This is a genomic window from Janthinobacterium sp. JC611 (genome assembly GCF_018682595.1).
Taxonomy (GTDB): Bacteria; Pseudomonadota; Gammaproteobacteria; order Burkholderiales; family Burkholderiaceae_D; genus Janthinobacterium.
In genome coordinates this window covers 162,439-187,882 of the sequence record NZ_JAFLJN010000009.1, presented here as the reverse complement: position 1 = coordinate 187,882, position 25,444 = coordinate 162,439, and the positions used below count along the sequence as shown (strand labels likewise).

The following is a 25,444-nucleotide window of genomic DNA, read 5'->3' as shown; positions in this document are numbered from 1 at the left end:
ACGTACTGGGCAGCTGCATGCGATACACGGCATTTTCGCGTGCCCAGAGTGCAGTTGGCGGGGGTGGACGGCGCGCCATCCCGGGGAACCGTTTTCCCCGCCGGCGCGCCGCGTGACGATCAATTACGGAATAGCACCGATTCGCGGTTGAACCACCAGCGGCACAGGGCCAGCAGGGCGCCGGCGATCACTGTGGTCGAGGCCAGGATCACGCCGAACATGCGGTAATCCATGGTGCCCTTGACCAGCTCCTTCATGGCCAGCGACACATTCGTCAGCGGCACCATGGCCCACATCCAGTTCAGTTCGACGCCGGGCAGCATGGCCGCCACCGTGGGCAGGATGACGAACAGCATCAGCGGCGTGATCATGCCGGCCGCTTCCTTGTAGCTTTTCGCATAGATCGAGATCGACAGCAGCAGCGAGGCGAAGATGGCGGCCGTCGGCACCAGCATCAGCGTGACCATGGCCAGGTCCGGCAAGCCGATGCTGTGCACCAGGACGGCCATGTTGCCCTCGAGCGTACCGCCGAAGATGGCCAGCAGGATGCCCATGCTGCCCACCATCAGCACGGCGGACGTCATGCCGACGGTAAACAGCACGAAGAACTTGGCCAGCACGATGGCGCTGCGCGGCACGGGCGCCAGCAGCAGGGTTTCCAGCGTGCCCCGCTCCTTTTCGCCCGCGCCCAGGTCGATGGCCGGGTACATGGCCGCCGTCAGGCACACCATCAGCAGCAGGTACGGCAGCATGCCGCCGATGATGGCGCCCATCTGCTCGCGCTCGTTGGCCGTCGATTGCTTGTCGAGCACGATGGGATTGAGGGCAAAGGCCAGCTGGGCAGGACTCAGGTTCAAGGTCGAGAGGGCACCTTCGCGCAGTCCCGCGTTGTAGGCATCGACGATTTCGCGCACGCGCTGGTGCGTCACGTCCACGGAGCTGGCGCTGTTGTAGTGCAGCGTGACCTTGGCCTGTTCTTGTTGCTTCAACGTATCTTCAAAATGCGACGGGATGACCACGGCAAACTTGATGGTGTCATCGCCGATGGCGCGGCGGATGTCGCCCTCGCTGGCCAGCGGCACTTCGCGCAGGTTGTGCTGCTGCGCAAAACGCGCGCTCAGTCCCGGCGAATGGTCCTTGCCGAACAGCGCGTAGCGCATTTCCGCCGTCTTGGCGTTCTTGAACATATTGTTCGAGACGTAGGCGAAGCCGCCAAAGATCAGCGGCATGGCAAAGATGGGGATGAGGATGGTGAAGATCAGCGTCTTGCGGTCGCGCGTGAGCTCCAGCAGTTCTTTCAGATAAATGGTCCACATGGCTCAGGCTCCCTGGTTGATGACGCTGACAAAGGCGTCGTACAGATCGGCACTGCCGCCCAGGTGGCGCAGTTCGCTGACCGTGCCATTGAAGGCGGTGGTGCCGCGGTTGATGATGCAGACGCGGTCGCACAGCTTTTCCACCTCGTGCAGATGGTGCGTGGAAAAGATCAGCGGCACGCGCAGCGCCTTGTAGCTGGCGATGAAGTCGAGCAGGATCTTGGCCGACATCACGTCCAGGCCCGTCGTCGGCTCGTCGAGGATCACCACTTGCGGCTCGTGCACGACGGTGCGGGCGATCGCGCACTTCTGTTTCATGCCCGTCGACAACTGATCTGCCCGCTTGCCGCCGTATTCTTCCATTTGCAGCAGGGAAAACAGTTCGTCGCAGCGGCGTTTCAGCTTGTCGGCCGGCATGCCATGCAGGCGGCCAAAATATTCCACGTTCTCGCGCGCCGTCAGGCGGCCGTACAAGCCTGTCGAGCCGGACAGGAAACCGATGCTCTGGCGCGCCACCAGCGGTTGCTGCAAGACATCGACGCCGTTCACGAGGGCGCTGCCCGCGTCCGCCTGCAAGGCCGTCGACAGCAGGCGCAGGGTGGTGGTCTTGCCGGCGCCGTTCGGCCCCAGCAAGCCCAGCACTTCGCCGGGGGCGCAGCTGAAACTGACGTCGCGCACGGCGTGGAACCAGCCCTCGTGTTCGCGTGGATCGCTGACGTGCACGGCCTTGCCCTTGTGGGGCGGCATGCGGAAACGTTTTGCCAGGTGCTTGACCTCAATCATGTGCTTCATCCATTTAACGGTGAAGAACGAGAGTAGCATGCAAAAAATGTAACTTGCAAGGTGGAAATATCGTTTGGTCTATTGAAAAAAACAGCATCTTCATGCAAGCTGGCCCGGTGGGCGCCGGCGGACGGCGCGGGAGAGCGCAATGCAAACGATCGATCAGGCGATGCAGGACAAGGTGCTGGCCGTGGCGCGGGCCGGCATGACCAGCGCCGAAGCCATCGGTTTCTTCCGCGTCAGCCTGGGGCTGTACTACCTGGCCGGCCTGATGACGGAAGAAACGCTCGATTTCAAGCAGATCGATGCGCAGTACAACCGCTTCATTTACCACTCGATTGGTGGCGGGCACAGCATCGCCAGCGTGCTGCAATTCATGAGCGGCGAGAAAGTCTTGCGCGTGCTGCAATCGGAGCGTTTTCGCGCCGCGTTTGCCGAGCATTGCCCGGACATTCCCGTCGACAGTATTTTTTTCCTGATTTCATTGAACCTGGGCGTGGCGAAAAGCCTGTCCGGCCTGGACGCCGTCGGCCCCGTGGTGGACTGGATCGAGCGGGAAAAAGCGCGCACAAGTCAATAAAGCCCCGTTCACCCTGCGCGCGGCGTGGGGACGGCTGGCCCCGATGGTCCTATAATTCATGCTTTACTACTCATGAGCATAGCCACGATGACCGCGCACCGCCATTTTGACCCTCTGGATCGTTTGATTGTTGGCGCCGACAAGGCCCTGCGCGTCATGGCGGGCGTGGCCTCGGCCTCGCGCCCCACGCCGGCCGCGCATGCGCCCGATGCGGAACTGAGCCCGGCCGAGCAGCGCCACAGCGCCGGCCTGATGCGCGTCAACCATGTGGGCGAAGTGTGCGCGCAAGCGCTGTACAACTCGCAGGCGCGCTATGCGCACAGCGCGGCCATCCGCGCCCAGTTCGACGAAGCGGGACGCGAAGAGGAAGATCACCTGGCCTGGACGGCGCAGCGCCTGACGGAGCTGGGCTCGCGTCTGAGCCTGCTCAATCCCCTGTGGTATGCCGGTTCGTTTGCGCTGGGCACCATCGCCGCGCGCATGGGCGACGGCCGCAGCCTGGGTTTTGTGGTGGAAACGGAACGCCAGGTGGAGGCGCATCTGGCCAGCCACCTGCAGGAATTGCCGCCGCAGGACGCCAAGTCGCGCGCCATCGTCAAGCAGATGGCCATCGACGAGGTGGAACACGGCGCCGCGGCCCAGCGACTGGGCGCCATCGACACCCCGGCGCCCGTGAAGGCGCTGATGGGCATCATGGGGAAAGTGATGACAAAAACGGCGTACTACATCTAGATGCAGAAAAGAGCCGGGGTCAGTCCCTATGGGATCGGAATATGCCCCACTGGGGCGTATTCCCCCGCCGGGTCCGACCCCAGTTTTCACTCTTCAATAATCTCGAACGAGTGCGTAATTTCGGCGGTTTTCGCCAGCATGATCGACGCCGAGCAATATTTGTCATGCGACAAGGCCACGGCCCGTTCCACGGCCGTCGGTTTCAGTGCCTTGCCGCGCACGGTGAAGTGGAAGTGGATCTTGGTAAATACTTTCGGATCGGTGTCGGCGCGCTCGGCCTTCAGGGTCACTTCGCAGCCACTGACGGCTTCGCGCCCCCGTTTCAGGATCAGCACCACGTCATAGGCGGTGCAGCCGCCCGTGCCCAGCAAGACCATTTCCATGGGGCGTGGCGCCAGGTTGTGGCCGCCGCCATCGGGCGCGCCATCCATGGTCACCAGGTGGCCGGAACCGGTTTCTGCCCGAAAACTCATGCCCGACGGGCCATTCCAGCTGACTTTGCATTCCATCGTACTCTCCGAAAATTGTAAGCGTTTTGTATTGTAATAGAGGAATGCCCATCCATGTGCCGCCCGCCGGGCCGCAGCCGGCCTGCATTGCGGCTTGACGCGGCAAGGCAAAGCCGCTTATACTTGTCGGCTTTCCGTTCGCTCAGGAAAAGTAAATAAGGCAGAGTCCGTACAGCAGCATAGTCGGAACCACCATTTGAGCGTGTAATCTATTAGGAAGTCAACATGAAAACATTTTCCGCTAAAGGACATGAAGTCCAGCGCGATTGGTTCGTGGTTGACGCGACGGACAAAGTCCTCGGACGTGTTGCCAGCGAAGTGGCACTCCGACTGCGCGGCAAACACAAACCAGAATTTACTCCTCACGTCGATACCGGCGACTTCATCGTCGTCATCAACGCAGGCAAACTGCGTGTGACCGGTACCAAAGCTACTGAGAAAATTTACTACCGTCACTCTGGCTATCCAGGCGGCATCTACGAAACCAACTTCCAGAAAATGCAACAGCGTTTTCCAGGTCGCGCGCTTGAGAAAGCGGTCAAGGGCATGCTGCCTAAAGGCCCACTCGGCTACGCAATGATCAAGAAGCTGAAAGTGTACGCGGAAGGTTCCCATCCGCACGCTGCTCAGCAACCTAAAGCACTTGTTCTCTAAGGAACTGACATGATCGGTAATTACAATTATGGAACCGGCCGTCGCAAAAGTGCAGTGGCTCGGGTTTTTATCAAAGTTGGCACAGGCTTGATCGTTGTTAACGGCAAACCAGCAAACGAATACTTTTCGCGCGAAACGGGTCTGATGGTCATCCGTCAACCACTGGAACTGACCGGCAATGTCGAGCGTTTCGACATCAAAGTCAACGTCCATGGCGGCGGTGAGTCGGGCCAGGCTGGTGCAGTTCGTCACGGCATCACCCGCGCTCTGATCGACTACGATGCAGCGTTGAAATCGGAACTGGCAAAAGCCGGCTTCGTGACCCGCGATGCACGTGAAGTCGAGCGTAAAAAAGTTGGTCTGCGCAAAGCACGTCGCGCAAAGCAATTCTCGAAGCGTTAATTTCTACGCTACAGCACCTTTATGGTGCTGGTCGAAAAGCCGCTGGACTTCGGTTCCGCGGCTTTTTTGCATTTCAGCGGGATGCAGCGTTGCGCTGTAAAATACGCGGAAATCCCGCTGGGGTAGCGTTTCCCTTCATCTTTATGCAATCTATACACAAGGAAAGAACATGATCAAAGTTGGCATCGTCGGCGGCACTGGATACACGGGCGTGGAATTGCTGCGCTTGCTCGCTACCCATCCAGATGTCGCGTTGACGGCGATTACCTCGCGCAAGGAAGATGGCTTGCCCGTGGCTGACATGTATCCTTCCCTGCGTGGCCATGTAAAACTGGCATTTTCCTCGCCGGACAAGGCGAACCTGGAGCAGTGCGACGTGGTCTTCTTTGCCACCCCGCATGGCGTTGCCATGGCGCAAGCACCAGCGCTGCTGGCCGCCGGCGTGAAAGTCATCGACCTGGCCGCCGACTTCCGCCTGAAAGACCAGGCCAAGTTCGAACAGTGGTACAAGATTCCCCATACGGCGCCCGAACTGATCGCCCAGGCCGTGTACGGCTTGCCGGAGCTGAACCGCGAAGACATCAAGCAAGCCGCGCTGATCGCCAACCCAGGTTGCTACCCGACCACCATGCAACTGGGCTTTTACCCGCTGCTCAAGGCTGGCCTGGTCAATGCGGGCGGCTTGATCGCCGACTGCAAGTCGGGCGTGTCCGGCGCCGGCCGCAAGGCGGAAATCGGCATCCTGTTCTCGGAGGCAAGCGACAGTTTCAAGGCCTACGGCGTGGCAGGTCACCGCCACCTGCCGGAAACGACGGCGCAGCTGCAGCGTTTCACGGATGAGAAAGTGGGGCTGACCTTCACGCCGCACCTGGTGCCGATGATCCGCGGCATGCATTCGACCCTGTACGCGCAGCTGAACAAGGACGTCAGCAATGAGGAATTGCAAGCCTTGTTCGAAGAGCAATACAAGGACGAGCCTTTCGTCGACGTGATGCCATTCGGCTCGCACCCGGAAACCCGCTCCACGCGCGGCTCGAACATGCTGCGCCTGGCCTTGCACCGTCCCGAAGGCGGCAATACCGTCATCGTGCTGGTGGTGCAGGACAACCTGGTCAAGGGCGCAGCGGGCCAGGCCGTGCAATGCATGAACTTGATGTTTGGCTTGAAAGAAACGGCTGGTTTGCAACACATCGCCGTGATGCCTTAAATATAGGCACGAGCGTTTGCGCGGGTCCGGCGCCTTTTTGCCGGACCTGTGATAAATTGGATTGCCACGTACCCCGACAGGATGACGTTCATGTTCGAGCGCAACGCGAAAAATCCCATCGACACCCTGATCGGCGCTTCGACGCGGATCGAGGGCAACTTGCTGTTTTGCGGCGGACTGCGCATCGATGGCCATGTGCGCGGCAACGTCACGGGCGAGCCGGGCGACCCCACGTATGTGGTGCTGGGCGAGGCGGGCCGCATCGATGGCGAAGTGCGCTGCTCCAGCCTGGTCGTCAGCGGCGAGATCAACGGCCCCGTGTATGTGTCCGAAATGCTTGAAATCCAGCCAAAAGCCCGCATTGTAGGAGAGGTCTATTACAAGGTGCTGGAAATGCACAGCGGCGCCCTGGTGCAAGGCAAACTCAGCCGGCACGACAGCGCCGACTCCGTGCTGCACCTGGCCGTATCGGAAATGTGAGCAGGAACAACACCGGCCAGCCGCGCCAGCGGCGGTCGCAGCGCGAGTTGCGCCAACAGTCTATAATGACTTAATGTTTTCTAGTAGGAGTGCCTGATATGAATGCCGTCGCTGAAATGCAAGATGTGATCCCTTCCCCTATTATCTTTACCGATAGCGCCGCCGAAAAAGTCGCGCAGCTGATCGAAGAAGAAGGCAATCCCGACCTGAAATTGCGCGTCTTTGTGCAGGGCGGCGGCTGTTCCGGCTTCCAGTACGGTTTCACCTTCGATGAAATCGTCAACGAAGATGACACCACCATGGTCAAGAACGGCGTCCAGCTGTTGATCGATTCCATGAGCTACCAGTACCTGGTCGGCGCGGAAATCGACTACAAGGATGACCTGGAAGGTGCGCAGTTCGTGATCAAGAATCCGACAGCGACCTCGACCTGCGGTTGCGGTTCGTCTTTCTCGGTATAAGCACACCTGAGAAAACGTCCATGGCGGCGTTGCATTGCCTCGCCGTACTATTCGTACTGTCTTCGGCAATGCGCCTTGCCCTGAACGTTTTTCACGCGCGCCAGTTTGCAGGCGTCATATAAAATAGCGGATCGTTGATCCGCTATTTGTGTTTCTACGTCGGCTCAGCGCGGATACAGCGCACCCAGTACGCGTAAGCCCTGCGCACCCGTCACGGCCGGCAAATTGCCCGGCTTGCGCTGGTTAAAGCGCCAGGCCAGCCAGGCGAACGCCAAGGCTTCGACCTGGCTGGGCGCCACGCCCAGCGCTTCGGTAGACTCCACCGCCATGCCCGGCAATTCAGCGGCCAGCGCCGCCATCAGGCTGGCGTTCTGCGCTCCGCCGCCACACACATATACGGTTTCCGCCTGCGCGCCGTCGCGCAGGATCGCGTGCGCCAGGCTGGCGGCCGTCAGCTGCGTCAGCGTCGCCTGCACGTCGGCAGGCTGGGCGCCCGGATGCCTGGCCAGCTTGGTGCTCAGCCAGTCGGCATGGAACAGGTCGCGTCCCGTGCTTTTCGGCGCCGGCAAGTCAAAATACGGTTCATTGAGCAACTCGGCCAGCAGGGCGGGGATGACTTGGCCCGTGGCGGCCCAGGCGCCGTTGGCGTCGTAGGGCTGGCCCAGGTGTTGCAAGACCCAGCCATCCATCAACGCATTGCCGGGGCCCGTGTCGTAGCCCGTCACCGTGCCGTCCGCGTGCAGCACGCTGATATTGCCGATGCCGCCGATATTGGCCAGCACGCGCGTGTGGCCAGGCAAATTGAAGATGGCCTGGTGAAAAGCGGGCACCAGCGGCGCGCCCTGGCCGCCGGCCGCCACATCGCGGCTGCGCAAGTCGGCGATGACGTCGATGCCCGTCAGTTCCGCCAGCAGGGCCGGATTGTTCAGCTGGCGCGTAAAGCCCAGCTCGGGGCGGTGGCGGATGGTCTGGCCATGCGCGCCGATGGCGGCGATGGCGTCCGCACCGATGCCCGCATTGTTCAATAGCAGGGCGACGCAGTCGGCGTAGTGGCGCACGAGTTGATTGGCCGCCAGCGCTTCGCGTTCGATTTCATTCTGGCCGGCACTTTGCAAGGCCATCAGATCGTCGCGCAGGCTGGCGGGAAAGGGAATGTACGCATCGCCCAGGCTGCGCGTGCCGCCATCGTCGGAAAAGTCGACCAGCGCGCCGTCAACGCCGTCCAGGCTGGTGCCCGACATCAAACCGATATACAGCATGGGGTTTTCCTTGAATGCGTCAGTGAAGAAGTGCATTGTGCCGCATTTGTGCCGTACGCAAAAGCGCGCGGGAAAAACAAAAGCGCGCGGGAAAAAACAAAGGCACCGGCCATCTGCATGGGCGGTGCCTTTATTGTTATTGTTGCCCGAAGGCAGTGTTGCTTAGCGCGACGCCAGTGCCGTGTCGTTCGGACGCAGCAGCGTGAAGCGGTGCATCATGTCGGCCGACACCATGCGGAAGCGGCTCAGCTCGGCGGCCGTCAATGGCGCCTGGGCTTGTACGTTCAGTTTGCTTGGGTCTTGCGCCACGCCGCCGACGCGGAATTCATAGTGCAAATGGGCGCCCGTCGACCAGCCGGTGGTGCCGACGTAGCCGATCACATCGCCCTGGCTCACTTTTTGACCTTTTTTCAGGCCCGAAGCGAAGCGGCTCATGTGGGCGTAGGCGGTGGTGTAGTTGGCCCAGTGTTTCAGGACGACAACATTGCCATAGCCATTTTGCATGCCGACGGAATCGACCACGCCGTCGCCCGAGGCGCGGATGGGGGTGCCTGTCGCTGCGGCGAAATCGATGCCCTTGTGCGCTTTCCAGTTGCCGGAAATCGGGTGCACGCGCATGGAGAAGCCGGACGAGATGCGGGAGAATTCGAGGGGGGATTTCAGGAAGGCTTTTTTGAGGGACTTGCCGTCGAAACTGTAGTAACCGCCGCCTTGCTTGCTGGCTGGGTCTTCGAACCAAACGGACTGGTAAGTCGTGCCGCGGTTGGTGAATTCGCCGGCCAGGATGCGGCCCGCTCGGACAAATTCGCCATCTTGCCAGAATGTTTCATAGACAACATTGAACGAGTCGCCGCGTTTCAGGTCGGAGCGGAAGTCGATATTGGTGGAGAACATTTCCACGATTTGCGCGGAAATCGAGTCTGGCAGGCGGGTGCCATCCAGGCTGGAGTCGGTGGCGGCGAACAGGGTGGAGGTAATCTTGCGCGCGTGCATTTCAACGCGGCGTTCCAGCTGGGCTGCCACTTCCGTGGCCACGAACTTGTCGCCCTTGCGGGTGATCAGGATGTTCTTGACCGATTTGTCGGTGCCGTCGACGAGCGTGGCGCGCATCCAGTTGAGGTCGCCGTTTTCGGTCGTTTGCGCTTGCACGCGCTTGCCCGATTTCAGCAACATCACGCCGCGCGCGATCTTGTCGGTTTTAATGAAATTGGCGGCCGCCGGATCATCCACGCCGAGACGGGTCAGCAGGGTGGCGAGGGTATCGCCAGCGCGGACTTTTTCTTCGTGGGTGAAATTCTGGTCTACCTGTTCCATCGCGGAAATTTGCGAGGCGAGATCAGGCATTTCCAGGTTCTGGGCGATGGACGTCACCGGCAAGTCCGATGCGTCGGGCGCCATGGGCGACACAGCGACCGCGCCGAAGGCGGCCACGGCGAGCAGCACTGCAGAGGCACCGATAATGCGTGCCTTGCGTGTCGTCGTCAGCTGTGTGTACAAGCGTGAGCCTGTGATTTTATGTATAGGGTTCATGCAATCAGTTAAAATTTGCCCTTGAACGATTCGTGAACTAGTGCTCTTTGTTATTGTTATTTTGGTTCGCTCATACGGCAAGATTGATGGGATCGAGCATTATAGCAAACTCCGCAAACCTACTACCATTTTGAGATCTACAGTCAAATTTTATGGAAATCAACACCACCGCATCGCCTACAAAGGCTAACGCCGCTCAGACCGCGCTTCCGCTGTCGGACAGAGTACAAGAAGCCCTCGCGATTACCAAGCGTGGCGTCGACGAACTCTTGATCGAAAGCGAATTTGCGCAAAAATTAGCGCGCTCCGAGAAAACCGGTGTTCCACTGCGCATCAAACTGGGCCTGGACCCGACCGCACCCGACTTGCATCTGGGCCATACTGTCGTGCTGAACAAGATGCGCCAGTTGCAAAACCTCGGCCATCAAGTCATTTTCCTCATTGGCGACTTCACGTCCATGATCGGCGACCCTTCGGGCCGCAACGTCACGCGCCCGCCTTTGACCAAGGAACAGATCGAGATTAACGCGATGACGTATTTCGCGCAAGCATCTTTAGTGTTGGATGCCAGCAAGACCGAAATCCGCTATAACTCCGAGTGGTGCGATCCGCTGGGGGCGCGCGGCATCATCCAACTCGCTTCCCATTACACGGTGGCGCGCATGATCGAGCGCGACGACTTCACCAAGCGCTTCCAGGGCGGCATTCCAATTTCCGTGCATGAATTCCTGTATCCGCTGATGCAGGGCTACGACTCGGTGGCCCTGAAGTCGGACCTGGAACTGGGCGGCACGGACCAGAAGTTCAACCTGCTGGTGGGCCGCGAACTGCAAAAGCAGTACGGACAGGAGCAGCAGTGTATTTTGACCATGCCTCTGCTGGAAGGTTTGGATGGCGTGGAAAAAATGTCCAAGTCGAAGAATAACTACATCGGCATCACGGAACCGGGCAACACCATGTTCGCCAAGCTGATGAGCATTTCCGACGTCATGATGTGGCGCTACTACGAGCTGCTGTCGTGGCGCTCGATCGCCGAACTGGCGCAACTGAAGCGCGAAGTCGAGGAGGGCCGCAATCCGCGCGATGCCAAGGTTGCGCTGGCGCAAGAAATCGTCGCCCGTTTCCACTCGCAGCAGGCGGCCGAAGATGCGCTGGCCGACTTCGTCAACCGCTCGAAAGGCGGCATTCCCGACGATATCCCGGAAGTGACCCTGGCCGGCGCCCCGCTGGGCATCCCGCAACTGCTGAAACAGGCGGGCCTGTGCCCATCGACGTCGGAAGCGATGCGCAAGATCGACCAGGGCGGCGTGCGCATCGACGGCGCCGTGATCAGCGACAAGGGCTTGCAAGTGGGAGCCGGTCAGTTCGTGTTGCAAGTTGGCAAGCGCAGTTTCGCGCGCGTCACCTTGACGGCATGATCGCGCTGCTGCAGCGCGTCACGCAGGCGAAAGTCGACGTCGGCGGCGCCACCGTCGGCGCCATCGACGCCGGCCTGATGGTGCTCGTGTGTGCCGAGCGGGGCGATACGGAAAAGGAAGCGGACGCCTTGCTGACCAAGCTGCTCGGCTACCGCGTGTTTGCCGATGACGCCGGCAAGATGAACCGCAGCGTGACGGACGTGGCTGGCGGCTTGCTGCTGGTGCCGCAGTTCACGCTGGCGGCCGACACCAAGTCCGGCACGCGCCCGTCGTTCACGCCGGCGGCCGCGCCGCAGGACGGCCTGCGCCTGTTTTCGCATTTCGTGGAGCAGGCGCGCAGCCGCCATGCGAGCGTGCAAACGGGGCAGTTCGGCGCCGACATGCAGGTGTCGCTGACGAATGACGGCCCCGTCACGTTCTGGTTGCAGGTCAGCACCAAACAATAACGATAAAAGGAGCAAGCGATGAAATTGTGGAGCGAGACGTTTCGTGATGGCGGCCTGATGCCGGCCGAGTATGCCTTTGCCGAGATCGATCCGGCCAGCCGCGTGCGCCTCGCCGGCAACCGCAATCCCCATCTGGCCTGGGACGAGGTGCCGAACGGCACCGAGTCGCTGGCCCTGTTCTGTATCGATCCCGATGCGCCGCAAGACGCCAGCCTCGCCAACCGCGACGATCAATCCCTGCCGCTGACGGCGCTGCGCGGGGACTTTTATCACTGGAGCTTGCTTGACTTGCCGCCAGCCATGCGCTCCATTGCCGCCGGTGAATTTTCCAGCGGCATCACGCTACGCGGCAAGCCTGCCGGGACTGCTGCTGGGCTGCGCCAGGGCATCAACGACTACACGGTCTGGTTTGCCGGCGATGCCGCCATGGCCGGCGATTACTACGGCTATGATGGCCCGTGCCCGCCGTGGAATGACGAGCGCATCCACCACTACATTTTCCGCCTGTATGCGCTCGACGTGCCGCAGCTGGCCTTGCCCGAGCGTTTTACGGGGCAGCATGCGCATGCCGCCCTGTACGGCCACATCCTCGACGAAGCCCAGCTCGTCGTTGCCTACTCGCTCAACCCCGAGCTGGCACTTACTCTGAAGAAATAACGCATGAGCACCACGATTTTACTAATACGCCATGGCGAGACGGCCTGGAATGCGGGCCGCCGCCTGCAGGGCCATATCGACATCGCCCTGAACGAGGCGGGCCTGGCGCAGGCGGAGGCGCTGGGGCAGGCGCTGGCGGACGAACCGCTGGCCGCCATCATCGCCAGCGATCTGCAGCGCGCGCAGCAGACGGCGCAAGCCGTGGCTGACGTGAAAGACTTGCCGGTGCAGACGGACCCCTTGCTGCGCGAGCGCTGCTATGGCGCTTTCGAAGGCTTGCTGTATGCCGACATCGCGGCGCGCTACCCGCACGAGTATGCGCAGTGGCAATCGCGCCAGATCGACGCCGTGATGCCGTCGGGCGAACGCGAGGCCGAAAGTTTCCGCCAATGCTATGCGCGCGCGAATGGCGCCATCGCCCGCTGGGCCGAACGCTATGACGGCCAGACCATCGCCATCGTGGCCCATGGCGGCGTGCTCGAGTGCGCCTATCGCGAGGCGGTCGGCATGACGCTCGACAGTCCGCGCGACTTCCAGGTGAAAAATGCCAGCGTCAACCGTTTTTCGTATGCCGACGGCAAGCTGCATTTAGTGCACTGGGGAAACATCGAACATCTGAGCGCGCCCGCGATGGACGAGCTGGGCTAAGCGGCGCGATTGCCGCTCTGACGCACTGAGCCAAAAAATAGTGCTTATTAATTAGGCAGGGAATCGGTTAAAATAGCAGGTTCCTCCGTCCAGTCCAGGTTCTTCAGTGCAAATCGGCCCTCACATTCTGCGCAATAACGTTTTCGTCGCTCCCATGGCCGGCGTGACGGATCGGCCTTTCCGCCAGTTGTGCAAGCAATTGGGGGCAGGCTACGCCGTGTCGGAGATGGCGGCGTCGAATCCGCGCCTGTGGGCGACGGAAAAAAGCGCGCGCCGCACGGACCACGATGGTGAAATGGAGCCGAAGGCCGTGCAGATCGCCGGCGCCGATCCGCAAGACCTGGCCGATTGCGCCAAGTTCAACGTGGACCGGGGCGCGCAGATCATCGACATCAACATGGGTTGCCCCGTCAAAAAGGTGTGCAACAGCTGGTGCGGTTCGGCCCTGTTGCAAAACGAAAGCCTGGTCGAAAAGATCTTGCACGCGGTCGTCAATGCCGTCGACGTGCCCGTCACCCTGAAATTTCGCACGGGCTGGAACCGTGACAACAAGAACGCCCTCAAAATTGCCCGCATCGCCGAGCAGGCCGGCATCCAGATGCTGACCCTGCACGGCCGCACGCGCGCCGATGGCTACAAGGGTGATGCCGAATATGAAACTATTGCCGCTGTGAAAGCATCGGTGGGCATCCCCGTGGTGGCCAACGGCGACATTACCAGTCCGGAAAAGGCCCGCTTTGTGCTCGATCAAACGGGCGCCGATGCCGTCATGATCGGCCGCGCGGCGCAGGGCCGGCCATGGATTTGCCGCGAGATTGACCATTTCCTGCGCACCGGCACCTTGTTGCCGGCGCCGTACGTGGATGAAGTACGCACCCTGATGGATGAGCATTTGCGCGCCCATTACGCGTTTTATGGTGAATTCCTCGGCGTGCGCACGGCGCGCAAGCACATCGGCTGGTACGTCAAGGATCTGGAAGGCGGCGAAGCGTTCCGGCAGCAAATGAACTTGCTCGAGTCGACGGAGGCGCAGTTGCTGGCCGTCGATCAATTTTTTGAGTCGCAATGGAAATTTGGCGAACGGTTACAATACCGCCTCTCCGAATCCAGTGAAAGTGGCCTGATCGATGTGATCGAACCTGCGGCCACGGCAGCATGAGCAGATAGCAACAAGCAGCATAAATCAGTGACCAGCAGTACAAGGGCGAGCGCCTATACAGAGCGTCATGCAATATTAATTACAACACCGAGGCAAGAGGACAGCGCGCGGACCGCATCAGCGGCGCGGCGCCGGATTGCCAGGTGTTCAGCCGGTTGAAGCATACAAATGAGCAAAGAAAGCATTCAGGAAGTCGTACAGAAAAGTCTAGAAGATTACTTCAATGACCTGGGCGAACAGCAAGCATCGAATATCTACGACATGGTCGTGCTGACCGTGGAAAAACCCATCCTGGAAGTCGTGATGACACGCGCCGATGGCAACCAGTCGCACGCCGCGCAGATGCTGGGCATCAACCGCAATACCCTGCGCAAGAAATTGCAGGAGCACGGTTTGCTGTAATGCCGGCATGCAAGTGACGCCAAGATTTGAATCCGCCGCCGCCTCAGCCAGACGACTGAGCGGCGCCATTCGCCAAGAACACTTAACCACCTAGCCACAGCCATGATCAAACAAGCTCTCCTCTCCGTTTCCGACAAGACCGGCGTTCTCGAATTCGCCCGCGCCCTGTCCGCCCTCGGCGTCAACCTCCTGTCCACCGGCGGCACCGCCAAATTGCTGGCAGACAACGGTGTTCCTGTCACGGAAGTTGCCGATTACACGGGTTTCCCGGAGATGCTCGATGGCCGCGTGAAAACCCTGCACCCGAAAGTGCACGGCGGTATCCTGGCGCGCCGCGATTTCCCTGAGCACATGTCGAAACTGGTCGAGCACGACATGCCGACCATCGACATGGTGGTGGTCAACCTGTACCCGTTCCAGGGCACGGTGGCCAAGGCCGATTGCACGCTGGAAGACGCGATCGAAAACATCGATATCGGCGGCCCGACCATGCTGCGTTCGGCGGCCAAGAACCACAAGGACGTGGTCGTCATCTGCGACCCGAGCGACTACGACGCGGTGCTGGCGGAAATGCGCTCGGCCGACGGCAAGGCGGGCGACGTCAGCTACGACACCAAGTTCATGCTGGCGAAAAAAGTCTTTGCGCACACGGCGCAATACGATGGCGCCATCACCAATTACCTGACCAGCCTGGGCCCGACGAAAGTGCACGCCGAGCGCGGCGCCTATCCGCAAGTGCTGAACGTGGCCTTTGAAAAAGTGCAAGACATGCGCTACGGTGAAAACCCGCACCAGAGCGCCGCCTTCTACCGCGACCTCGTCACCATCGATGGCGCGCTGGCCAACTACCGCCAGCTGCAAGGCAAGGAATTGTCGTACAACAACATCGCCGACGCCGATGCGGCCTGGGAATGCGTGAAGAGCATGGGCGGCTTCGAGCAAAGCGCTGCCTGCGTCATCGTCAAGCACGCCAACCCATGCGGCGTCGCCCTGGGCAAGAATGCGGCGGAAGCGTATGCGCGCGCCCTGCAGACGGACCCGACCTCGGCCTTTGGCGGCATCATCGCGTTTAATACCGAACTGGACGGCGCCACCGCCGGCGAGATCGCCAAGCTGTTCGTCGAAGTGCTGATCGCCCCATCGTTCTCGGCGGAAGCGAAACAGATTCTGTCGAGCAAGCAAAACGTGCGCATGCTGGAAATCCCGCTGGGCAATGGCGTCAATGCCATGGACTTCAAGCGCGTCGGTGGCGGCCTGCTGGTGCAATCGCCGGACGCGAAAAACGTCGGCATCGGCGACTTGCGCGTCGTCAGCAAGCTGCAGCCAACGCCGCAGCAGCTGTCCGACCTGATGTTCGCCTGGAAAGTGGCGAAATTCGTCAAGTCGAACGCCATCGTCTTCTGCGGCAATAACATGACCCTGGGCGTGGGCGCTGGCCAGATGAGCCGTATCGACTCGGCCCGCATCGCTTCCATCAAGGCGCAGAACGCTGGCCTGAGCCTGACCGGTTCGGTGGTGGCGTCGGACGCCTTCTTCCCCTTCCGCGACGGCCTCGACGTCGTCGTCGACGCGGGCGCGACCTGCGTCATCCACCCGGGCGGCTCCATGCGCGACCAGGAAGTGATCGATGCGGCGGACGAGCGCGGCGTCGTGATGCTGTACACGGGCACGCGTCACTTCCGTCATTAAGAAGGCGGTCTAAACCTACTGCGCGGCGCGGGGCGCGGCCTGCGATGCTCACTGTGCTACAGCACAGTTGCGCTTCTCGGCCACGCCGCATCGCCGCTCGCTACGGTTTATCCCACCTTCTTTGAAGGTGGTTAAACGGCAGGCACCGGTTATTCACCGGTGCCTGCCGTATTCATTATAGAATCTGGCGATGATTATTCTTGGCATCGATCCTGGCTTGCGCACGACGGGCTTTGGGGTCATTGAAAAACACGGCAACAAGCTGCGCTACATCGCGTCGGGGACCGTCAAGACGGGTTCCGAAGGGGAATTGCCGCCGCGCCTGAAGATCATCTTGCAGGGCGTGAGCGAAATCGTCGGCACTTACCAGCCCGACTGTGCCGCCATCGAAAAAGTGTTTGTCAACGTCAACCCCCAATCGACCCTGCTGCTGGGCCAGGCGCGCGGCGCGGCCATTTGCGCGCTGGTCAATTCCGACCTGTCGGTGGCCGAATACACGGCCCTGCAAGTGAAACAGGCCGTCACGGGCCACGGTAAGGCGGCCAAGGAGCAGGTGCAGGAGATGGTGTCGCGGCTGCTGTCCTTGCCGGGTTTGCCTGGCACGGATGCGGCCGATGCCCTGGGCGTGGCCATTTGCCACGCCAACAGCATCGATGCGCTGGCCATGCTCGGCGCCTTGGCGCCCCAGTTGCAGGGCTTGCGCATGAAGCGCGGCCGTCTGGTAGGCTAGGCGCGCCATATGGCCCCCATATATATACACAACATTAGGAACACGCGATGATAGGCCGTCTCTCCGGTATTTTGCTTGAAAAGAATCCGCCACAATTGCTGGTCGATTGCCAGGGCGTCGGCTATGAAGTCGACGTGCCGATGAGCACGTTTTACAACCTGCCCCACGTGGGCGAAAAAGTCGTGCTGTTCACGCACCAGGCGATCCGCGAAGATGCGCACCTGCTGTTTGGCTTCGGCAATGCGGCCGAGCGGGCCGTATTCCGCCAGTTGATCAAGATCACGGGCGTGGGCGCGCGCATGGCGCTGTCGATCCTGTCCGGCATGACGATCGCCGACCTGGCCCAAGCCATTACCCTGCAGGATTCCGGCCGTCTCGTGAAAGTGCCCGGCATCGGCAAGAAGACGGCGGAACGGCTGCTGCTGGAATTGAAGGGCAAGATCGGTGCGGATCTCGGTCCGCTGGGCGCGCACGCGGCGCCCGATGCCCAGTCGGATATCCTCAACGCCCTGGTCGCGCTCGGTTATTCGGACAAGGAAGCGCTGGCCGCCGTGAAAAACGTGCCGGCCGGCAGCGGCGTCTCGGACGGCATCAAACTGGCGCTGAAAGCGCTGTCGAAAGGCTGATAAGGCATGAGCATCCAGACCGACAGCTTCACGGAACAGCGCATCATCGACGCGGCGCCCATCTCGCACAACGAAGAGGCCATCGAGCGGGCCTTGCGCCCGAAGCAACTCGACGAGTATGTGGGGCAGGAAAAGATCCGCGACCAGCTCGAGATCTTCATCACGGCCGCGCGCCAGCGCAAGGAAGCGCTCGACCACACCTTGCTGTTCGGCCCGCCGGGCTTGGGCAAGACGACCCTGGCGCACATCATCGCGCGCGAAATGGGCGTCAATTTGCGCCAGACCTCCGGCCCCGTGCTGGAGCGCCCTGGCGACCTGGCGGCGATCCTGACCAACCTGGAAGCGAACGACGTCCTGTTCATCGATGAAATCCACCGCCTGTCGCCCGTCGTCGAAGAGATCCTGTATCCGGCCCTTGAAGATTACCAGATCGATATCATGATCGGCGAAGGCCCGGCCGCCCGGTCCGTCAAGCTCGACCTGCAACCGTTCACATTGGTGGGCGCCACCACGCGCGCCGGCATGCTGACCAATCCGCTGCGCGACCGTTTCGGCATCGTCGCGCGGCTGGAGTTCTACAACACGGGCGAGCTGACGAAGATCGTCACGCGCAGCGCCGCCTTGCTGAAGGCGCCGATCGACCCGGAAGGCGCGCATGAAATCGCCCAGCGCGCCCGTGGCACGCCCCGCATCGCCAACCGTTTGCTGCGCCGCGTACGCGATTTCGCGGAAGTCAAAAGCAATGGCGAGATCACCAAGGTGGTGGCCGACCGCGCGCTGGCCATGCTCGACGTCGATTCCGTCGGCTTCGACGTGATGGACCGCAAGCTGCTCGAAGCCGTGCTGTTCAAGTTCGGCGGCGGCCCCGTCGGCATCGGGAATTTGGCGGCGGCCATCGGCGAAGCGGCCGATACCATCGAAGACGTGCTGGAACCGTATCTGATACAGCAAGGTTTCCTGCAGCGCACGCCGCGTGGCCGGGTCGCCACACCGGCCGCCTATCTGCACTTCGGCGTCAGCGCGCCGCGCATCGGCCCGAGCGGCGAAGCGTGGGAACTGTGATGGCGGACGAGGGAAGGCCGGGCATGCCGGGTATGCAAATTTGGATCGACGCCGATGCCTGTCCCGTCGTCATCAAGGAAATTTTGTACAGAGTCGCCGACCGCCTGGAGTTGCCGCTCACCCTGGTGGCCAACCAGGGCTTGCGCGTGCCGCCGTCGCGCTTCATCCGCACCGTGCAAGTGCCGTCCGGCGCCGACGTGGCGGACCAGGAAATCGTGCGCCTGCTCAACCCTGGCGACCTGGTGATCACGGGCGACATCCCGCTGGCCGCCGACGTGCTGGCCAAGGGCGGCTATGCGCTCAATCCGCGCGGCGAGTTTTACACGAAGGACAATATCGCCCAGCAACTGACGATGCGCGCCTTCATGGAGGAATTGCGCAGCGGCGGCGTGGACACGGGCGGCCCGGCCGCCTTCAGCCAGTCGGACCGGCAACAGTTTGCCAATAGCTTGGACCGGCATTTGAGCAAGCATCACCGCAAGCCCGCATAAAGCGGCTGACGAAAAAAAACCGGCTTGCGCCGGTTTTTTTACACGTGCGTAAAACTTAACGCGCGACTTTTCTCGTGCCCACCACTTCCACCGTCACGCGGCGGTTCTTGGCGCGGCCGGCGGCAGTCGTGTTGTCGGCCACGGGTTGCGTTTCTCCCTTGCCTTCCGTGTAGACGCGGCTCGTTTCCACGCCTTGTGCCACCAGGTAAGCCTTGACGGCTTCGGCGCGGCGCTGCGACAGTTTCTGGTTGTAGGCGTCGGAACCGACGGCATCCGCGGATGAGGTCATCCGGCAGAGCCATGCCACCCTTCGCTACAGGGCGAGGGCGTCACAGGCATGCACTATTTCATTTAGGAAACTTCAAGTATGTTCGGTGGCGCGCTTAGCTTGCTGGCAATTTGAAATATCTTTTGGAAATAATTAATTGTGATTGAAAACAACGCGTTGTTTCCACCCATGTTCATTGAGCCGCACAAATGCTGCGGCCCCCAGTTTTAATTGAGCCATTGAACAGTTTTTGTTTTTATGAAAAATACATGACATTTGTATAGGTAAAATGTTGCTTTTTGATATATTATATTTCTATTGGTAATTGAATAACAAGCTGGCCAGGAAGTTGGCATGGCTGCAATGGACAAAACTATGACGGCGAGAAGCAAGGCAGGATTCTATTTATGTGCAGCGTTGCTGCCAGTCTCTTTGGCAGCCTGTGGCGGTGGCGGAGGTGCAGGTTCCGCTACGCCAGTGCCACCGCCGACCCAGGTCACTCCTCCGGTCGTCGTCCCGCCACCGGTGCTGCCTCCCGTCGTGGTTCCTCCAGCCGAACCTGCAGACGGGCTGGGTATTGCCGGACACTTGCCGGGGACGCAGGATCTGGGCGCCGGCAGTCAGGTACCGCTGAATAAGGCAGGTTTGCCCATCTCGTATGCGAATATGGCAGTGGCGCTCTCGGATGAGGGCAAGGCATTGCTGGCACTGCAGTACTCCAATTCATACGACGTGCAGAATAACCTGACGTATTGGGCGCAATCTTCGCCGCAGGGCCAGTGGGGGAGTTTTCAGCCTGTTGCCGCAGCCGGATTGGCGGGGCGTACGGGCAGCATCGAATTGCAGATGAATGCTGCCGGAAACGCGATACTGAATTGGACGGATCTCAATCCTCTGTACACAATCAATCCGAAGGCTTTTATCATGAATGTCGCGCGCTATATCGAAGGAAAGGGCTGGGATCCCGTCGTGTATGAACCCAGCGCCGGCGATATCGGCAATTACTATCACGTCGGTGCAGGCACGGATATCAGTTTGCTGGCAGACAGCTCCTTTACCTACAGCGGCCTGGCCAGCGATTACGAGGTGGTCAGGACGACGCTTGACGGACGCCAGCAACGCCTGTTGCCTGTGAACCGTTCATATCCAGAGCCGGAGACGCCCAAGTTCACGACCTCATATACATTCTTTGCCCCCCATGCGGACGGCTATGGCTTGTACTACACCAGCAGTTTTTCGCGCACTGAAAAAGGCATGACGGATTTGAACGTACGCTGGGCCGATGTGAGCAACGTCGCCTTTGCCCCCTGGACGATTGCCAGCTACAGCGGTTTTTGCGCTAGCCGGCCGATCGTGGCCACGACGACTGATTATGCCGAAGGCGTGCTGTCTGTCGTCAGCCAGGACAGCGCCGATTGTACGACGGAAAATCTGGATTTGATACGCGTCAATCGGCGATTCGGCGTGAATGCCAAAATCACGCGCGTGAGTGAAAAAAACGTATCGATCCTCTTTCCTCCAAAGATATTTAACGATGCTCAAGGAAATGCCCTGGCCGTATGGGTGGAAAGGACAAAGCAGGGGAGCGGTTCTCCCATCACACCGGTGCGTACCATGTGGTCCCGGTCAATGTATGGCGAGAACTGGTCTACCCCGCAAATATTGATGTCCAATAGCCCAGCATCGTCGTTTGATTATTTGACTGACCAGAATATCGCTGTGGCGATGAATGCGGCTGGACAAGCCGTCGCCGCGAAACTGGTGCAGAATGACGACTACTCCATCTCGATCATGGTCAATAAATTTGCTATGGGGACAGGATGGGGCGGCTGGACCAAGGTGGCGCATAAAGCGGAAGGTTTGAATCCGCGTGTTGCCATTAACGCCTCTGGCCAGGCTGTTGTTGCTTATCTGGCATATCCGTCCACGCGGACGCCTTTTGGCAGGGCCGACATGGCAGAATTGATACATCCGCGCTGGCGCTGGCATACATTCGTGCTGCGATTCTGAGGTTTGTCGGGCGCGTGACGCAAAAAAGCCGGCGCAGGGCCGGCTTCGACAGGGCAGGGCGGACGGTGCTTACTCTTCGCGCACCCACGTCTGCGAGCGGCCAAACATCGGCACGCCGACATAGCCGCGCACTTGCAGCTTGGTGCCGCCTTCAATCAGTTCGGCCTTGCTCTTGTAGGTCTTGCCATTGGCCGGGTCCGTGATTTCGCCGCCCGTCCATTCCTTGCCGTCATATTTCAGGCCGGACAGGATCACCAGGCCGATGATGGGCTGGTCCTTGTTGGCGCCCGTGCACTTGTCGCACTTGGGATTTTGCTCTTCGTTCGGGCCACGGAACAGCTTGTCGATCTTGCCTTGCAAGACGCCGTTGCTTTCCGTGATGACGACGAGGGATTTCGGCTTGCCGCTGGCGTCGTCGATGGTTTTCCACGTGCCGACAGGGGTGTAGTTGCCGTCGCGCGCGGCGGCGCTGCCGGCGATGGCCAGGGCGGCCACCAATACGCTTGCCTTGAATAGTGTATGCATCGCTAGTCTCCTATGGTTTTTTTGATCTGTCACGAAACAGGGTATATACCAAGGCAAGACCAGCCATCCTGCGCGGCGTCACGGATGACGCCGCGCAATCCTTCCAAACTTGCCCTATGCGCTGGCTAGTTTAGCAAACTGTTCGCGCAATTTTTCAATTGTCGCCGAAAAACTGAGCAAGCGCTCGTTTTCTTGCGCGACGATGGCGGCCGGAGCGCGCGCGACAAAACTTTCATTGCCCAATTTGCTGTTGACTTTGGCAATTTCCGCTTCGATGCGGGCGATTTCCTTGCCCAGGCGCTCGCGCTCGGCGGCCACGTCGATTTCCACTTTCAGCATCAGCTTGGTGGTGCCGACGATGGCGACGGCCGCTGGCGAGTCCGGCAGCGCATCGACGATCTGGACGTCCGCCAGCTTGCCCAGCGACTGGATGTACGGTGCGTACGACGCCAGCGCTTCTTTCTCGCTGGCATTGCCTGCCTCGACGATCAGCGGCACGCGCACGGATGGCGAGATCTGCATTTCGCCGCGCAGGTTGCGCGTCGCGTCCGTCAACGCTTTCAGCTGCTGCATCCACGCTTCGGCCGACTCGTCGATCTTGTCGGTGTTGGCGATCGGGTACGGCTGCATCATGATCGAATCACCCTCTGGCTTGAGCGTCTTGCCGGCCAGCGGCGCCACCGTTTGCCACAGCGCTTCCGTGACGAAGGGGATGATCGGATGGGCCAGGCGCAGCACCACTTCCAGCACGCGCAGCAGGGTGTGGCGGGTGGCGCGCTGCTGGCCTTCCGTGCCTTGCTGTACTTGCACCTTGGCTACTTCCAGGTACCAGTCGCAATACTCGTCCCAGACGAATTTGTAGATGGTGGCGGCGATATTGTCGAAACGGAAGTCTTCAAAGCCCTTGGCCACGTCCAGTTCCGCCTTTTGCAGCAGCGAAATGATCCACTTGTCCGCTTGCGACAGGTCGGCCTCGTTCGGCGAGCAGTCCTTGCCTTCCGTATTCATCATGACGAAACGGGTGGCGTTCCACATCTTGTTGCAGAAGTTGCGGTAGCCTTCGCAGCGGCCCAGGTCAAAATTGATGTTGCGGCCCAGCGAGGCATAGCTGGCCATGGTGAAGCGCACGGCGTCCGTGCCATAGGCCGAAATGCCTTCCGGGAATTCCTTGCGCGTCGCCTTGGTGATCTTTTCCGCGTCGCGCGGGTTCATCAGGCCCGTCGTGCGCTTGACGATCAAGCCTTCCAGGTCGATGCCGTCGATCAGGTCGATCGGGTCCAGCGTGTTGCCCTTCGACTTGGACATTTTCTGCCCTGTCGAATCGCGCACGAGGCCGTGCACGTAGACGGTTTCAAACGGCACCTTGCCCGTGAAGTGCGCCGTCATCATGACCATGCGCGCGACCCAGAAGAAGATGATGTCGAAACCCGTCACCAGCACGGACGAGGGCAGGAAGGCCTTCATGTCCGGCGTTTCTTCCGGCCAACCCATGGTCGAGAACGGCACCAGGGCCGACGAGAACCACGTGTCGAGCACGTCGTCGTCGCGCTTCAAGGGGCCCGTGCTGCCGGCTGCCAGCGCCTTGGCTTCCGCTTCGGCTTGCGTTTTCGCAACGAAGATATTGCCCTTGTCGTCGTACCACGCCGGGATCTGATGGCCCCACCACAATTGGCGCGAGATGCACCAGTCCTGGATGTTGTTGAGCCACTGGTTGTAGGTGGTGCTCCAGTTTTCCGGCACGAACTTGATTTCGCCATTGGCGACCTTGTCCAGCGCCGTTTCCGCGATCGATTTGCCGGGGAAGAAGGTGCCTTCCGGCGCTGGTTTACTCATGGCGACGAACCACTGGTCCGTCAGCATCGGCTCGATGACGACGCCCGTGCGGTCGCCGCGCGGCACCATCAGCTTGTGCGGCTTGACCTGTTCCAGCAAGCCTTGTGCGTCCAGGTCGGCGACGATCTGCTTGCGCGCGGCGAAGCGGTCCATGCCGCGGTAGGCTGCCGGCGCATCGTCCGTGATCTTCGCGTCCAGCGTCAGGATGACGATCTGCGCCAGTTTGTGGCGCTGGCCGACGGCGTAATCGTTCATGTCGTGCGCCGGGGTAATCTTGACGCAGCCCGTGCCGAATTCCTTGTCGACGTACTCGTCGGCGATGATGGGGATTTCGCGGTCCGTCAGCGGCAGTTTGAGCATCTTGCCCACCAGCGCCGTGTAGCGCTCGTCCGTCGGATCGACGGCCACGGCCACGTCGCCCAGCATGGTTTCAGGACGGGTGGTGGCCACCGTCAGGAAGCCGCTGCCGTCGGCCAGCGGGTACTTGATGTACCACATGGAGCCGTCTTCTTCCTCGGACACCACTTCCAGGTCGGACACGGCCGTGCCCAGCACGGGGTCCCAGTTGACGAGGCGCTTGCCGCGGTAGATCAAGCCTTGCTCGAACAGGCGCACGAAGACGTCGGTGACGACTTTCGAGCGCGGTTCATCCATGGTGAAGTACTCGCGCTGCCAGTCGGCCGAGGCGCCCAGGCGGCGCATCTGGCCGGTGATGATGGAACCGGATTTTTCTTTCCATTCCCACACTTTTTCCACGAATTTCTCGCGGCCCAGGTCATGGCGCGAAATCTTTTGCGCGTCCAGCTGGCGCTGCACGACGATTTGCGTGGCGATACCCGCGTGGTCGGTGCCGGGAATCCAGGCCGTGTTGTGGCCCAGCATGCGATGGTAGCGGGTCAGGCCATCCATGATGGTCTGGTTGAACGCATGGCCCATGTGCAGGGTGCCGGTGACGTTCGGCGGCGGCAACTGGATGCTGAAGGAAGGTTTTCCGGCATCGAGGGTGGCGGTGAAGTAACCGCGCTGTTCCCACTCGGTGCGCCAGAATTGTTCAATGTCGGCGGGCTCGAAAGACTTGGCTAATTCCATGATTTGGCGTGTGATTGGCAAAAGGAACCATTATAGATGACGCGGCATCGCCTGCAGCGTGGCAACGGGCCTTTTTCAGTGTTTTGGCGGCGTTGCGGGCAGTTTGCCCGCAACAGAACGGGGATAAAGGCGCTGCCGATGCTATAATGCCGGCCTCGGCGCCTCCTGCCCCATCCTTGCGGACGGCGCCAGCAGACGCGGTGGTATCAATGTTTCATATCCAACACTCGTCCGCGTCTCACGGCCAGCGCATCCGCGATGCCAGCCACCTTCAGCGCGTCCCCTCCGGGCCGGGCGCCTGAGCCACGCGCACCGCCAGCGGTGCACCATTCACGGCGGAGTCAAAGCGGCGCGTCCATTGCACGCCGCTGCCGCCACAGCTTAGCCAGGATCGTTTGTCCGGCGCGTCGTTTGTTGATACGGCATCCCCCGCATGGCGCCTTGCCGCTTGTGGCCTTGCCGTGGCCGCCGCTTTCCT

General features: G+C 60.7%; 26 protein-coding genes and 1 pseudogene. 19 read left to right on the top strand and 8 right to left on the bottom strand.

Translation table 11 applies throughout. The annotated features are described in order from the left end of the window. Window positions 1–119: 119 nt before the first annotated feature. Together J0O65_RS08435 and J0O65_RS08430 are read right to left on the bottom strand one after the other, a co-directional pair. Window positions 120–1,316: an ABC transporter permease gene (locus tag J0O65_RS08435; RefSeq protein WP_215405857.1), complete on the bottom strand. Its 1,197-nt coding sequence runs from the start codon at window positions 1,314–1,316 to the stop codon at window positions 120–122. Window positions 1,317–1,319: 3 nt separating this feature from the next. Next, on the bottom strand, window positions 1,320–2,099 hold the full coding sequence (locus tag J0O65_RS08430) for an ABC transporter ATP-binding protein (protein ID WP_215405855.1): 780 nt from the start codon (window positions 2,097–2,099) through the stop codon (window positions 1,320–1,322). Between the two features lie 148 nt (window positions 2,100–2,247). On the opposite strand from J0O65_RS08430, the gene J0O65_RS08425 reads away from it, so the two are divergent. Then, the gene (locus tag J0O65_RS08425; RefSeq protein ID WP_215405853.1) at window positions 2,248–2,679 is read left to right on the top strand and encodes a hypothetical protein; all 432 of its coding nucleotides are present in this window, start codon (window positions 2,248–2,250) and stop codon (window positions 2,677–2,679) included. An 87-nt stretch (window positions 2,680–2,766) separates the two neighbouring features. After that, on the top strand, window positions 2,767–3,411 hold the full coding sequence (coq7, locus tag J0O65_RS08420; RefSeq protein ID WP_215405850.1) for a 2-polyprenyl-3-methyl-6-methoxy-1,4-benzoquinone monooxygenase: 645 nt from the start codon (window positions 2,767–2,769) through the stop codon (window positions 3,409–3,411). A gap of 86 nt (window positions 3,412–3,497) precedes the next feature. Here coq7 and J0O65_RS08415 read toward each other — a convergent pair whose 3' ends face one another. Then, on the bottom strand, window positions 3,498–3,920 hold the full coding sequence (locus tag J0O65_RS08415) for an OsmC family protein (RefSeq protein ID WP_077399527.1): 423 nt from the start codon (window positions 3,918–3,920) through the stop codon (window positions 3,498–3,500). A 225-nt stretch (window positions 3,921–4,145) separates the two neighbouring features. Between J0O65_RS08415 and rplM the strand changes: the two genes are divergently transcribed. From rplM to erpA, 5 genes are all read left to right on the top strand, one after another. Next, window positions 4,146–4,574, top strand: coding sequence for a 50S ribosomal protein L13 (gene rplM / locus J0O65_RS08410; RefSeq protein ID WP_010393282.1), 429 nt, complete (start codon window positions 4,146–4,148; stop codon window positions 4,572–4,574). 9 nt (window positions 4,575–4,583) lie between these two features. Next, the gene (gene rpsI, locus J0O65_RS08405) at window positions 4,584–4,976 is read left to right on the top strand and encodes a 30S ribosomal protein S9 (RefSeq protein WP_215405848.1); all 393 of its coding nucleotides are present in this window, start codon (window positions 4,584–4,586) and stop codon (window positions 4,974–4,976) included. Window positions 4,977–5,145: 169 nt separating this feature from the next. Continuing rightward, window positions 5,146–6,183 carry an N-acetyl-gamma-glutamyl-phosphate reductase gene (argC, locus tag J0O65_RS08400; RefSeq protein ID WP_215405846.1) on the top strand — a complete coding sequence of 346 codons (1,038 nt, stop codon included), beginning with the start codon at window positions 5,146–5,148 and terminating at the stop codon, window positions 6,181–6,183. A gap of 90 nt (window positions 6,184–6,273) precedes the next feature. Further along, a complete protein-coding gene (locus J0O65_RS08395; RefSeq protein ID WP_215405844.1) occupies window positions 6,274–6,663 on the top strand; it encodes a bactofilin family protein in 390 nt (129 codons plus the stop codon). Window positions 6,664–6,761: 98 nt separating this feature from the next. After that, entirely contained in the window at window positions 6,762–7,124 is a 363-nt protein-coding gene (gene erpA / locus J0O65_RS08390; protein ID WP_029496047.1) for an iron-sulfur cluster insertion protein ErpA, read from the top strand. 164 nt (window positions 7,125–7,288) lie between these two features. Here the strand turns inward: erpA and J0O65_RS08385 are convergent, their stop codons facing one another. Together J0O65_RS08385 and J0O65_RS08380 are read right to left on the bottom strand one after the other, a co-directional pair. After that, window positions 7,289–8,383 (bottom strand): anhydro-N-acetylmuramic acid kinase, encoded by a 1,095-nt coding sequence (locus J0O65_RS08385; protein ID WP_215405842.1) that lies wholly within the window; start codon window positions 8,381–8,383, stop codon window positions 7,289–7,291. A gap of 162 nt (window positions 8,384–8,545) precedes the next feature. Further along, window positions 8,546–9,913, bottom strand: coding sequence for a M23 family metallopeptidase (locus J0O65_RS08380; protein WP_152253546.1), 1,368 nt, complete (start codon window positions 9,911–9,913; stop codon window positions 8,546–8,548). A gap of 152 nt (window positions 9,914–10,065) precedes the next feature. Between J0O65_RS08380 and tyrS the strand changes: the two genes are divergently transcribed. The 11 genes from tyrS to J0O65_RS08325 all read left to right on the top strand — a co-directional run bounded on the left by tyrS (window position 10,066) and on the right by J0O65_RS08325 (window position 19,241). Next, window positions 10,066–11,331, top strand: a complete 1,266-nt coding sequence (tyrS, locus tag J0O65_RS08375; RefSeq protein WP_215405839.1) for a tyrosine--tRNA ligase — start codon at window positions 10,066–10,068, stop codon at window positions 11,329–11,331. Then, window positions 11,328–11,777: a D-aminoacyl-tRNA deacylase gene (dtd, locus tag J0O65_RS08370; protein ID WP_215405838.1), complete on the top strand. Its 450-nt coding sequence runs from the start codon at window positions 11,328–11,330 to the stop codon at window positions 11,775–11,777. The genes tyrS and dtd overlap by 4 nt, the downstream gene beginning before the upstream one ends. Before the next feature lie 18 nt (window positions 11,778–11,795). Beyond that, complete coding sequence (locus tag J0O65_RS08365) at window positions 11,796–12,434, top strand: YbhB/YbcL family Raf kinase inhibitor-like protein (protein WP_215405836.1); 639 nt, start codon at window positions 11,796–11,798, stop codon at window positions 12,432–12,434. A 3-nt stretch (window positions 12,435–12,437) separates the two neighbouring features. Then, window positions 12,438–13,082 (top strand): histidine phosphatase family protein, encoded by a 645-nt coding sequence (locus tag J0O65_RS08360; RefSeq protein WP_215405834.1) that lies wholly within the window; start codon window positions 12,438–12,440, stop codon window positions 13,080–13,082. Window positions 13,083–13,188: 106 nt separating this feature from the next. Continuing rightward, complete coding sequence (gene dusB, locus J0O65_RS08355) at window positions 13,189–14,241, top strand: tRNA dihydrouridine synthase DusB (protein WP_215405832.1); 1,053 nt, start codon at window positions 13,189–13,191, stop codon at window positions 14,239–14,241. A 168-nt stretch (window positions 14,242–14,409) separates the two neighbouring features. After that, window positions 14,410–14,643 (top strand): helix-turn-helix domain-containing protein, encoded by a 234-nt coding sequence (locus tag J0O65_RS08350; protein ID WP_008445162.1) that lies wholly within the window; start codon window positions 14,410–14,412, stop codon window positions 14,641–14,643. A gap of 102 nt (window positions 14,644–14,745) precedes the next feature. Further along, the gene (gene purH / locus J0O65_RS08345; RefSeq protein WP_215405830.1) at window positions 14,746–16,332 is read left to right on the top strand and encodes a bifunctional phosphoribosylaminoimidazolecarboxamide formyltransferase/IMP cyclohydrolase; all 1,587 of its coding nucleotides are present in this window, start codon (window positions 14,746–14,748) and stop codon (window positions 16,330–16,332) included. Window positions 16,333–16,522: 190 nt separating this feature from the next. Next, window positions 16,523–17,062: a crossover junction endodeoxyribonuclease RuvC gene (gene ruvC, locus J0O65_RS08340; protein ID WP_215405828.1), complete on the top strand. Its 540-nt coding sequence runs from the start codon at window positions 16,523–16,525 to the stop codon at window positions 17,060–17,062. 47 nt (window positions 17,063–17,109) lie between these two features. Next, window positions 17,110–17,688, top strand: coding sequence for a Holliday junction branch migration protein RuvA (ruvA, locus tag J0O65_RS08335; RefSeq protein ID WP_034784779.1), 579 nt, complete (start codon window positions 17,110–17,112; stop codon window positions 17,686–17,688). Window positions 17,689–17,694: 6 nt separating this feature from the next. Next, window positions 17,695–18,750, top strand: coding sequence for a Holliday junction branch migration DNA helicase RuvB (gene ruvB, locus J0O65_RS08330; RefSeq protein WP_152253554.1), 1,056 nt, complete (start codon window positions 17,695–17,697; stop codon window positions 18,748–18,750). Window positions 18,751–18,782: 32 nt separating this feature from the next. Continuing rightward, window positions 18,783–19,241: a YaiI/YqxD family protein gene (locus J0O65_RS08325; RefSeq protein WP_215405826.1), complete on the top strand. Its 459-nt coding sequence runs from the start codon at window positions 18,783–18,785 to the stop codon at window positions 19,239–19,241. Between the two features lie 55 nt (window positions 19,242–19,296). On the opposite strand, the pseudogene J0O65_RS08320 reads toward J0O65_RS08325, so the two are convergent. Beyond that, window positions 19,297–19,515 (bottom strand): annotated as a pseudogene (locus J0O65_RS08320) (OmpA family protein); the annotation flags it as partial. Window positions 19,516–19,863: 348 nt separating this feature from the next. On the opposite strand from J0O65_RS08320, the gene J0O65_RS08315 reads away from it, so the two are divergent. Next, window positions 19,864–21,519, top strand: coding sequence for a hypothetical protein (locus J0O65_RS08315; protein WP_215405824.1), 1,656 nt, complete (start codon window positions 19,864–19,866; stop codon window positions 21,517–21,519). Window positions 21,520–21,588: 69 nt separating this feature from the next. Here the strand turns inward: J0O65_RS08315 and J0O65_RS08310 are convergent, their stop codons facing one another. After that, window positions 21,589–22,044 carry a DUF2147 domain-containing protein gene (locus tag J0O65_RS08310; RefSeq protein WP_215405822.1) on the bottom strand — a complete coding sequence of 152 codons (456 nt, stop codon included), beginning with the start codon at window positions 22,042–22,044 and terminating at the stop codon, window positions 21,589–21,591. A gap of 114 nt (window positions 22,045–22,158) precedes the next feature. Next, the gene (locus J0O65_RS08305) at window positions 22,159–24,966 is read right to left on the bottom strand and encodes a valine--tRNA ligase (protein WP_215405821.1); all 2,808 of its coding nucleotides are present in this window, start codon (window positions 24,964–24,966) and stop codon (window positions 22,159–22,161) included. Window positions 24,967–25,444 lie beyond the last annotated feature (478 nt).

Bases quoted from the DNA above. Each gene is read 5' to 3' on its own strand.
- J0O65_RS08435 (WP_215405857.1), bottom strand. From the start codon at position 1,316: ATGTGGACCATTTATCTGAAAGAACTGCTGGAGCTCACGCGCGACCGC.
- J0O65_RS08430 (WP_215405855.1), bottom strand. From the start codon at position 2,099: ATGATTGAGGTCAAGCACCTGGCAAAACGTTTCCGCATGCCGCCCCAC.
- J0O65_RS08425 (WP_215405853.1), top strand. From the start codon at position 2,248: ATGCAAACGATCGATCAGGCGATGCAGGACAAGGTGCTGGCCGTGGCG.
- coq7 (WP_215405850.1), top strand. From the start codon at position 2,767: ATGACCGCGCACCGCCATTTTGACCCTCTGGATCGTTTGATTGTTGGC.
- J0O65_RS08415 (WP_077399527.1), bottom strand. From the start codon at position 3,920: ATGGAATGCAAAGTCAGCTGGAATGGCCCGTCGGGCATGAGTTTTCGG.
- rplM (WP_010393282.1), top strand. From the start codon at position 4,146: ATGAAAACATTTTCCGCTAAAGGACATGAAGTCCAGCGCGATTGGTTC.
- rpsI (WP_215405848.1), top strand. From the start codon at position 4,584: ATGATCGGTAATTACAATTATGGAACCGGCCGTCGCAAAAGTGCAGTG.
- argC (WP_215405846.1), top strand. From the start codon at position 5,146: ATGATCAAAGTTGGCATCGTCGGCGGCACTGGATACACGGGCGTGGAA.
- J0O65_RS08395 (WP_215405844.1), top strand. From the start codon at position 6,274: ATGTTCGAGCGCAACGCGAAAAATCCCATCGACACCCTGATCGGCGCT.
- erpA (WP_029496047.1), top strand. From the start codon at position 6,762: ATGAATGCCGTCGCTGAAATGCAAGATGTGATCCCTTCCCCTATTATC.
- J0O65_RS08385 (WP_215405842.1), bottom strand. From the start codon at position 8,383: ATGCTGTATATCGGTTTGATGTCGGGCACCAGCCTGGACGGCGTTGAC.
- J0O65_RS08380 (WP_152253546.1), bottom strand. From the start codon at position 9,913: ATGAACCCTATACATAAAATCACAGGCTCACGCTTGTACACACAGCTG.
- tyrS (WP_215405839.1), top strand. From the start codon at position 10,066: ATGGAAATCAACACCACCGCATCGCCTACAAAGGCTAACGCCGCTCAG.
- dtd (WP_215405838.1), top strand. From the start codon at position 11,328: ATGATCGCGCTGCTGCAGCGCGTCACGCAGGCGAAAGTCGACGTCGGC.
- J0O65_RS08365 (WP_215405836.1), top strand. From the start codon at position 11,796: ATGAAATTGTGGAGCGAGACGTTTCGTGATGGCGGCCTGATGCCGGCC.
- J0O65_RS08360 (WP_215405834.1), top strand. From the start codon at position 12,438: ATGAGCACCACGATTTTACTAATACGCCATGGCGAGACGGCCTGGAAT.
- J0O65_RS08350 (WP_008445162.1), top strand. From the start codon at position 14,410: ATGAGCAAAGAAAGCATTCAGGAAGTCGTACAGAAAAGTCTAGAAGAT.
- purH (WP_215405830.1), top strand. From the start codon at position 14,746: ATGATCAAACAAGCTCTCCTCTCCGTTTCCGACAAGACCGGCGTTCTC.
- ruvC (WP_215405828.1), top strand. From the start codon at position 16,523: ATGATTATTCTTGGCATCGATCCTGGCTTGCGCACGACGGGCTTTGGG.
- ruvA (WP_034784779.1), top strand. From the start codon at position 17,110: ATGATAGGCCGTCTCTCCGGTATTTTGCTTGAAAAGAATCCGCCACAA.
- ruvB (WP_152253554.1), top strand. From the start codon at position 17,695: ATGAGCATCCAGACCGACAGCTTCACGGAACAGCGCATCATCGACGCG.
- J0O65_RS08325 (WP_215405826.1), top strand. From the start codon at position 18,783: ATGCAAATTTGGATCGACGCCGATGCCTGTCCCGTCGTCATCAAGGAA.
- J0O65_RS08315 (WP_215405824.1), top strand. From the start codon at position 19,864: ATGGCTGCAATGGACAAAACTATGACGGCGAGAAGCAAGGCAGGATTC.
- J0O65_RS08310 (WP_215405822.1), bottom strand. From the start codon at position 22,044: ATGCATACACTATTCAAGGCAAGCGTATTGGTGGCCGCCCTGGCCATC.
- J0O65_RS08305 (WP_215405821.1), bottom strand. From the start codon at position 24,966: ATGGAATTAGCCAAGTCTTTCGAGCCCGCCGACATTGAACAATTCTGG.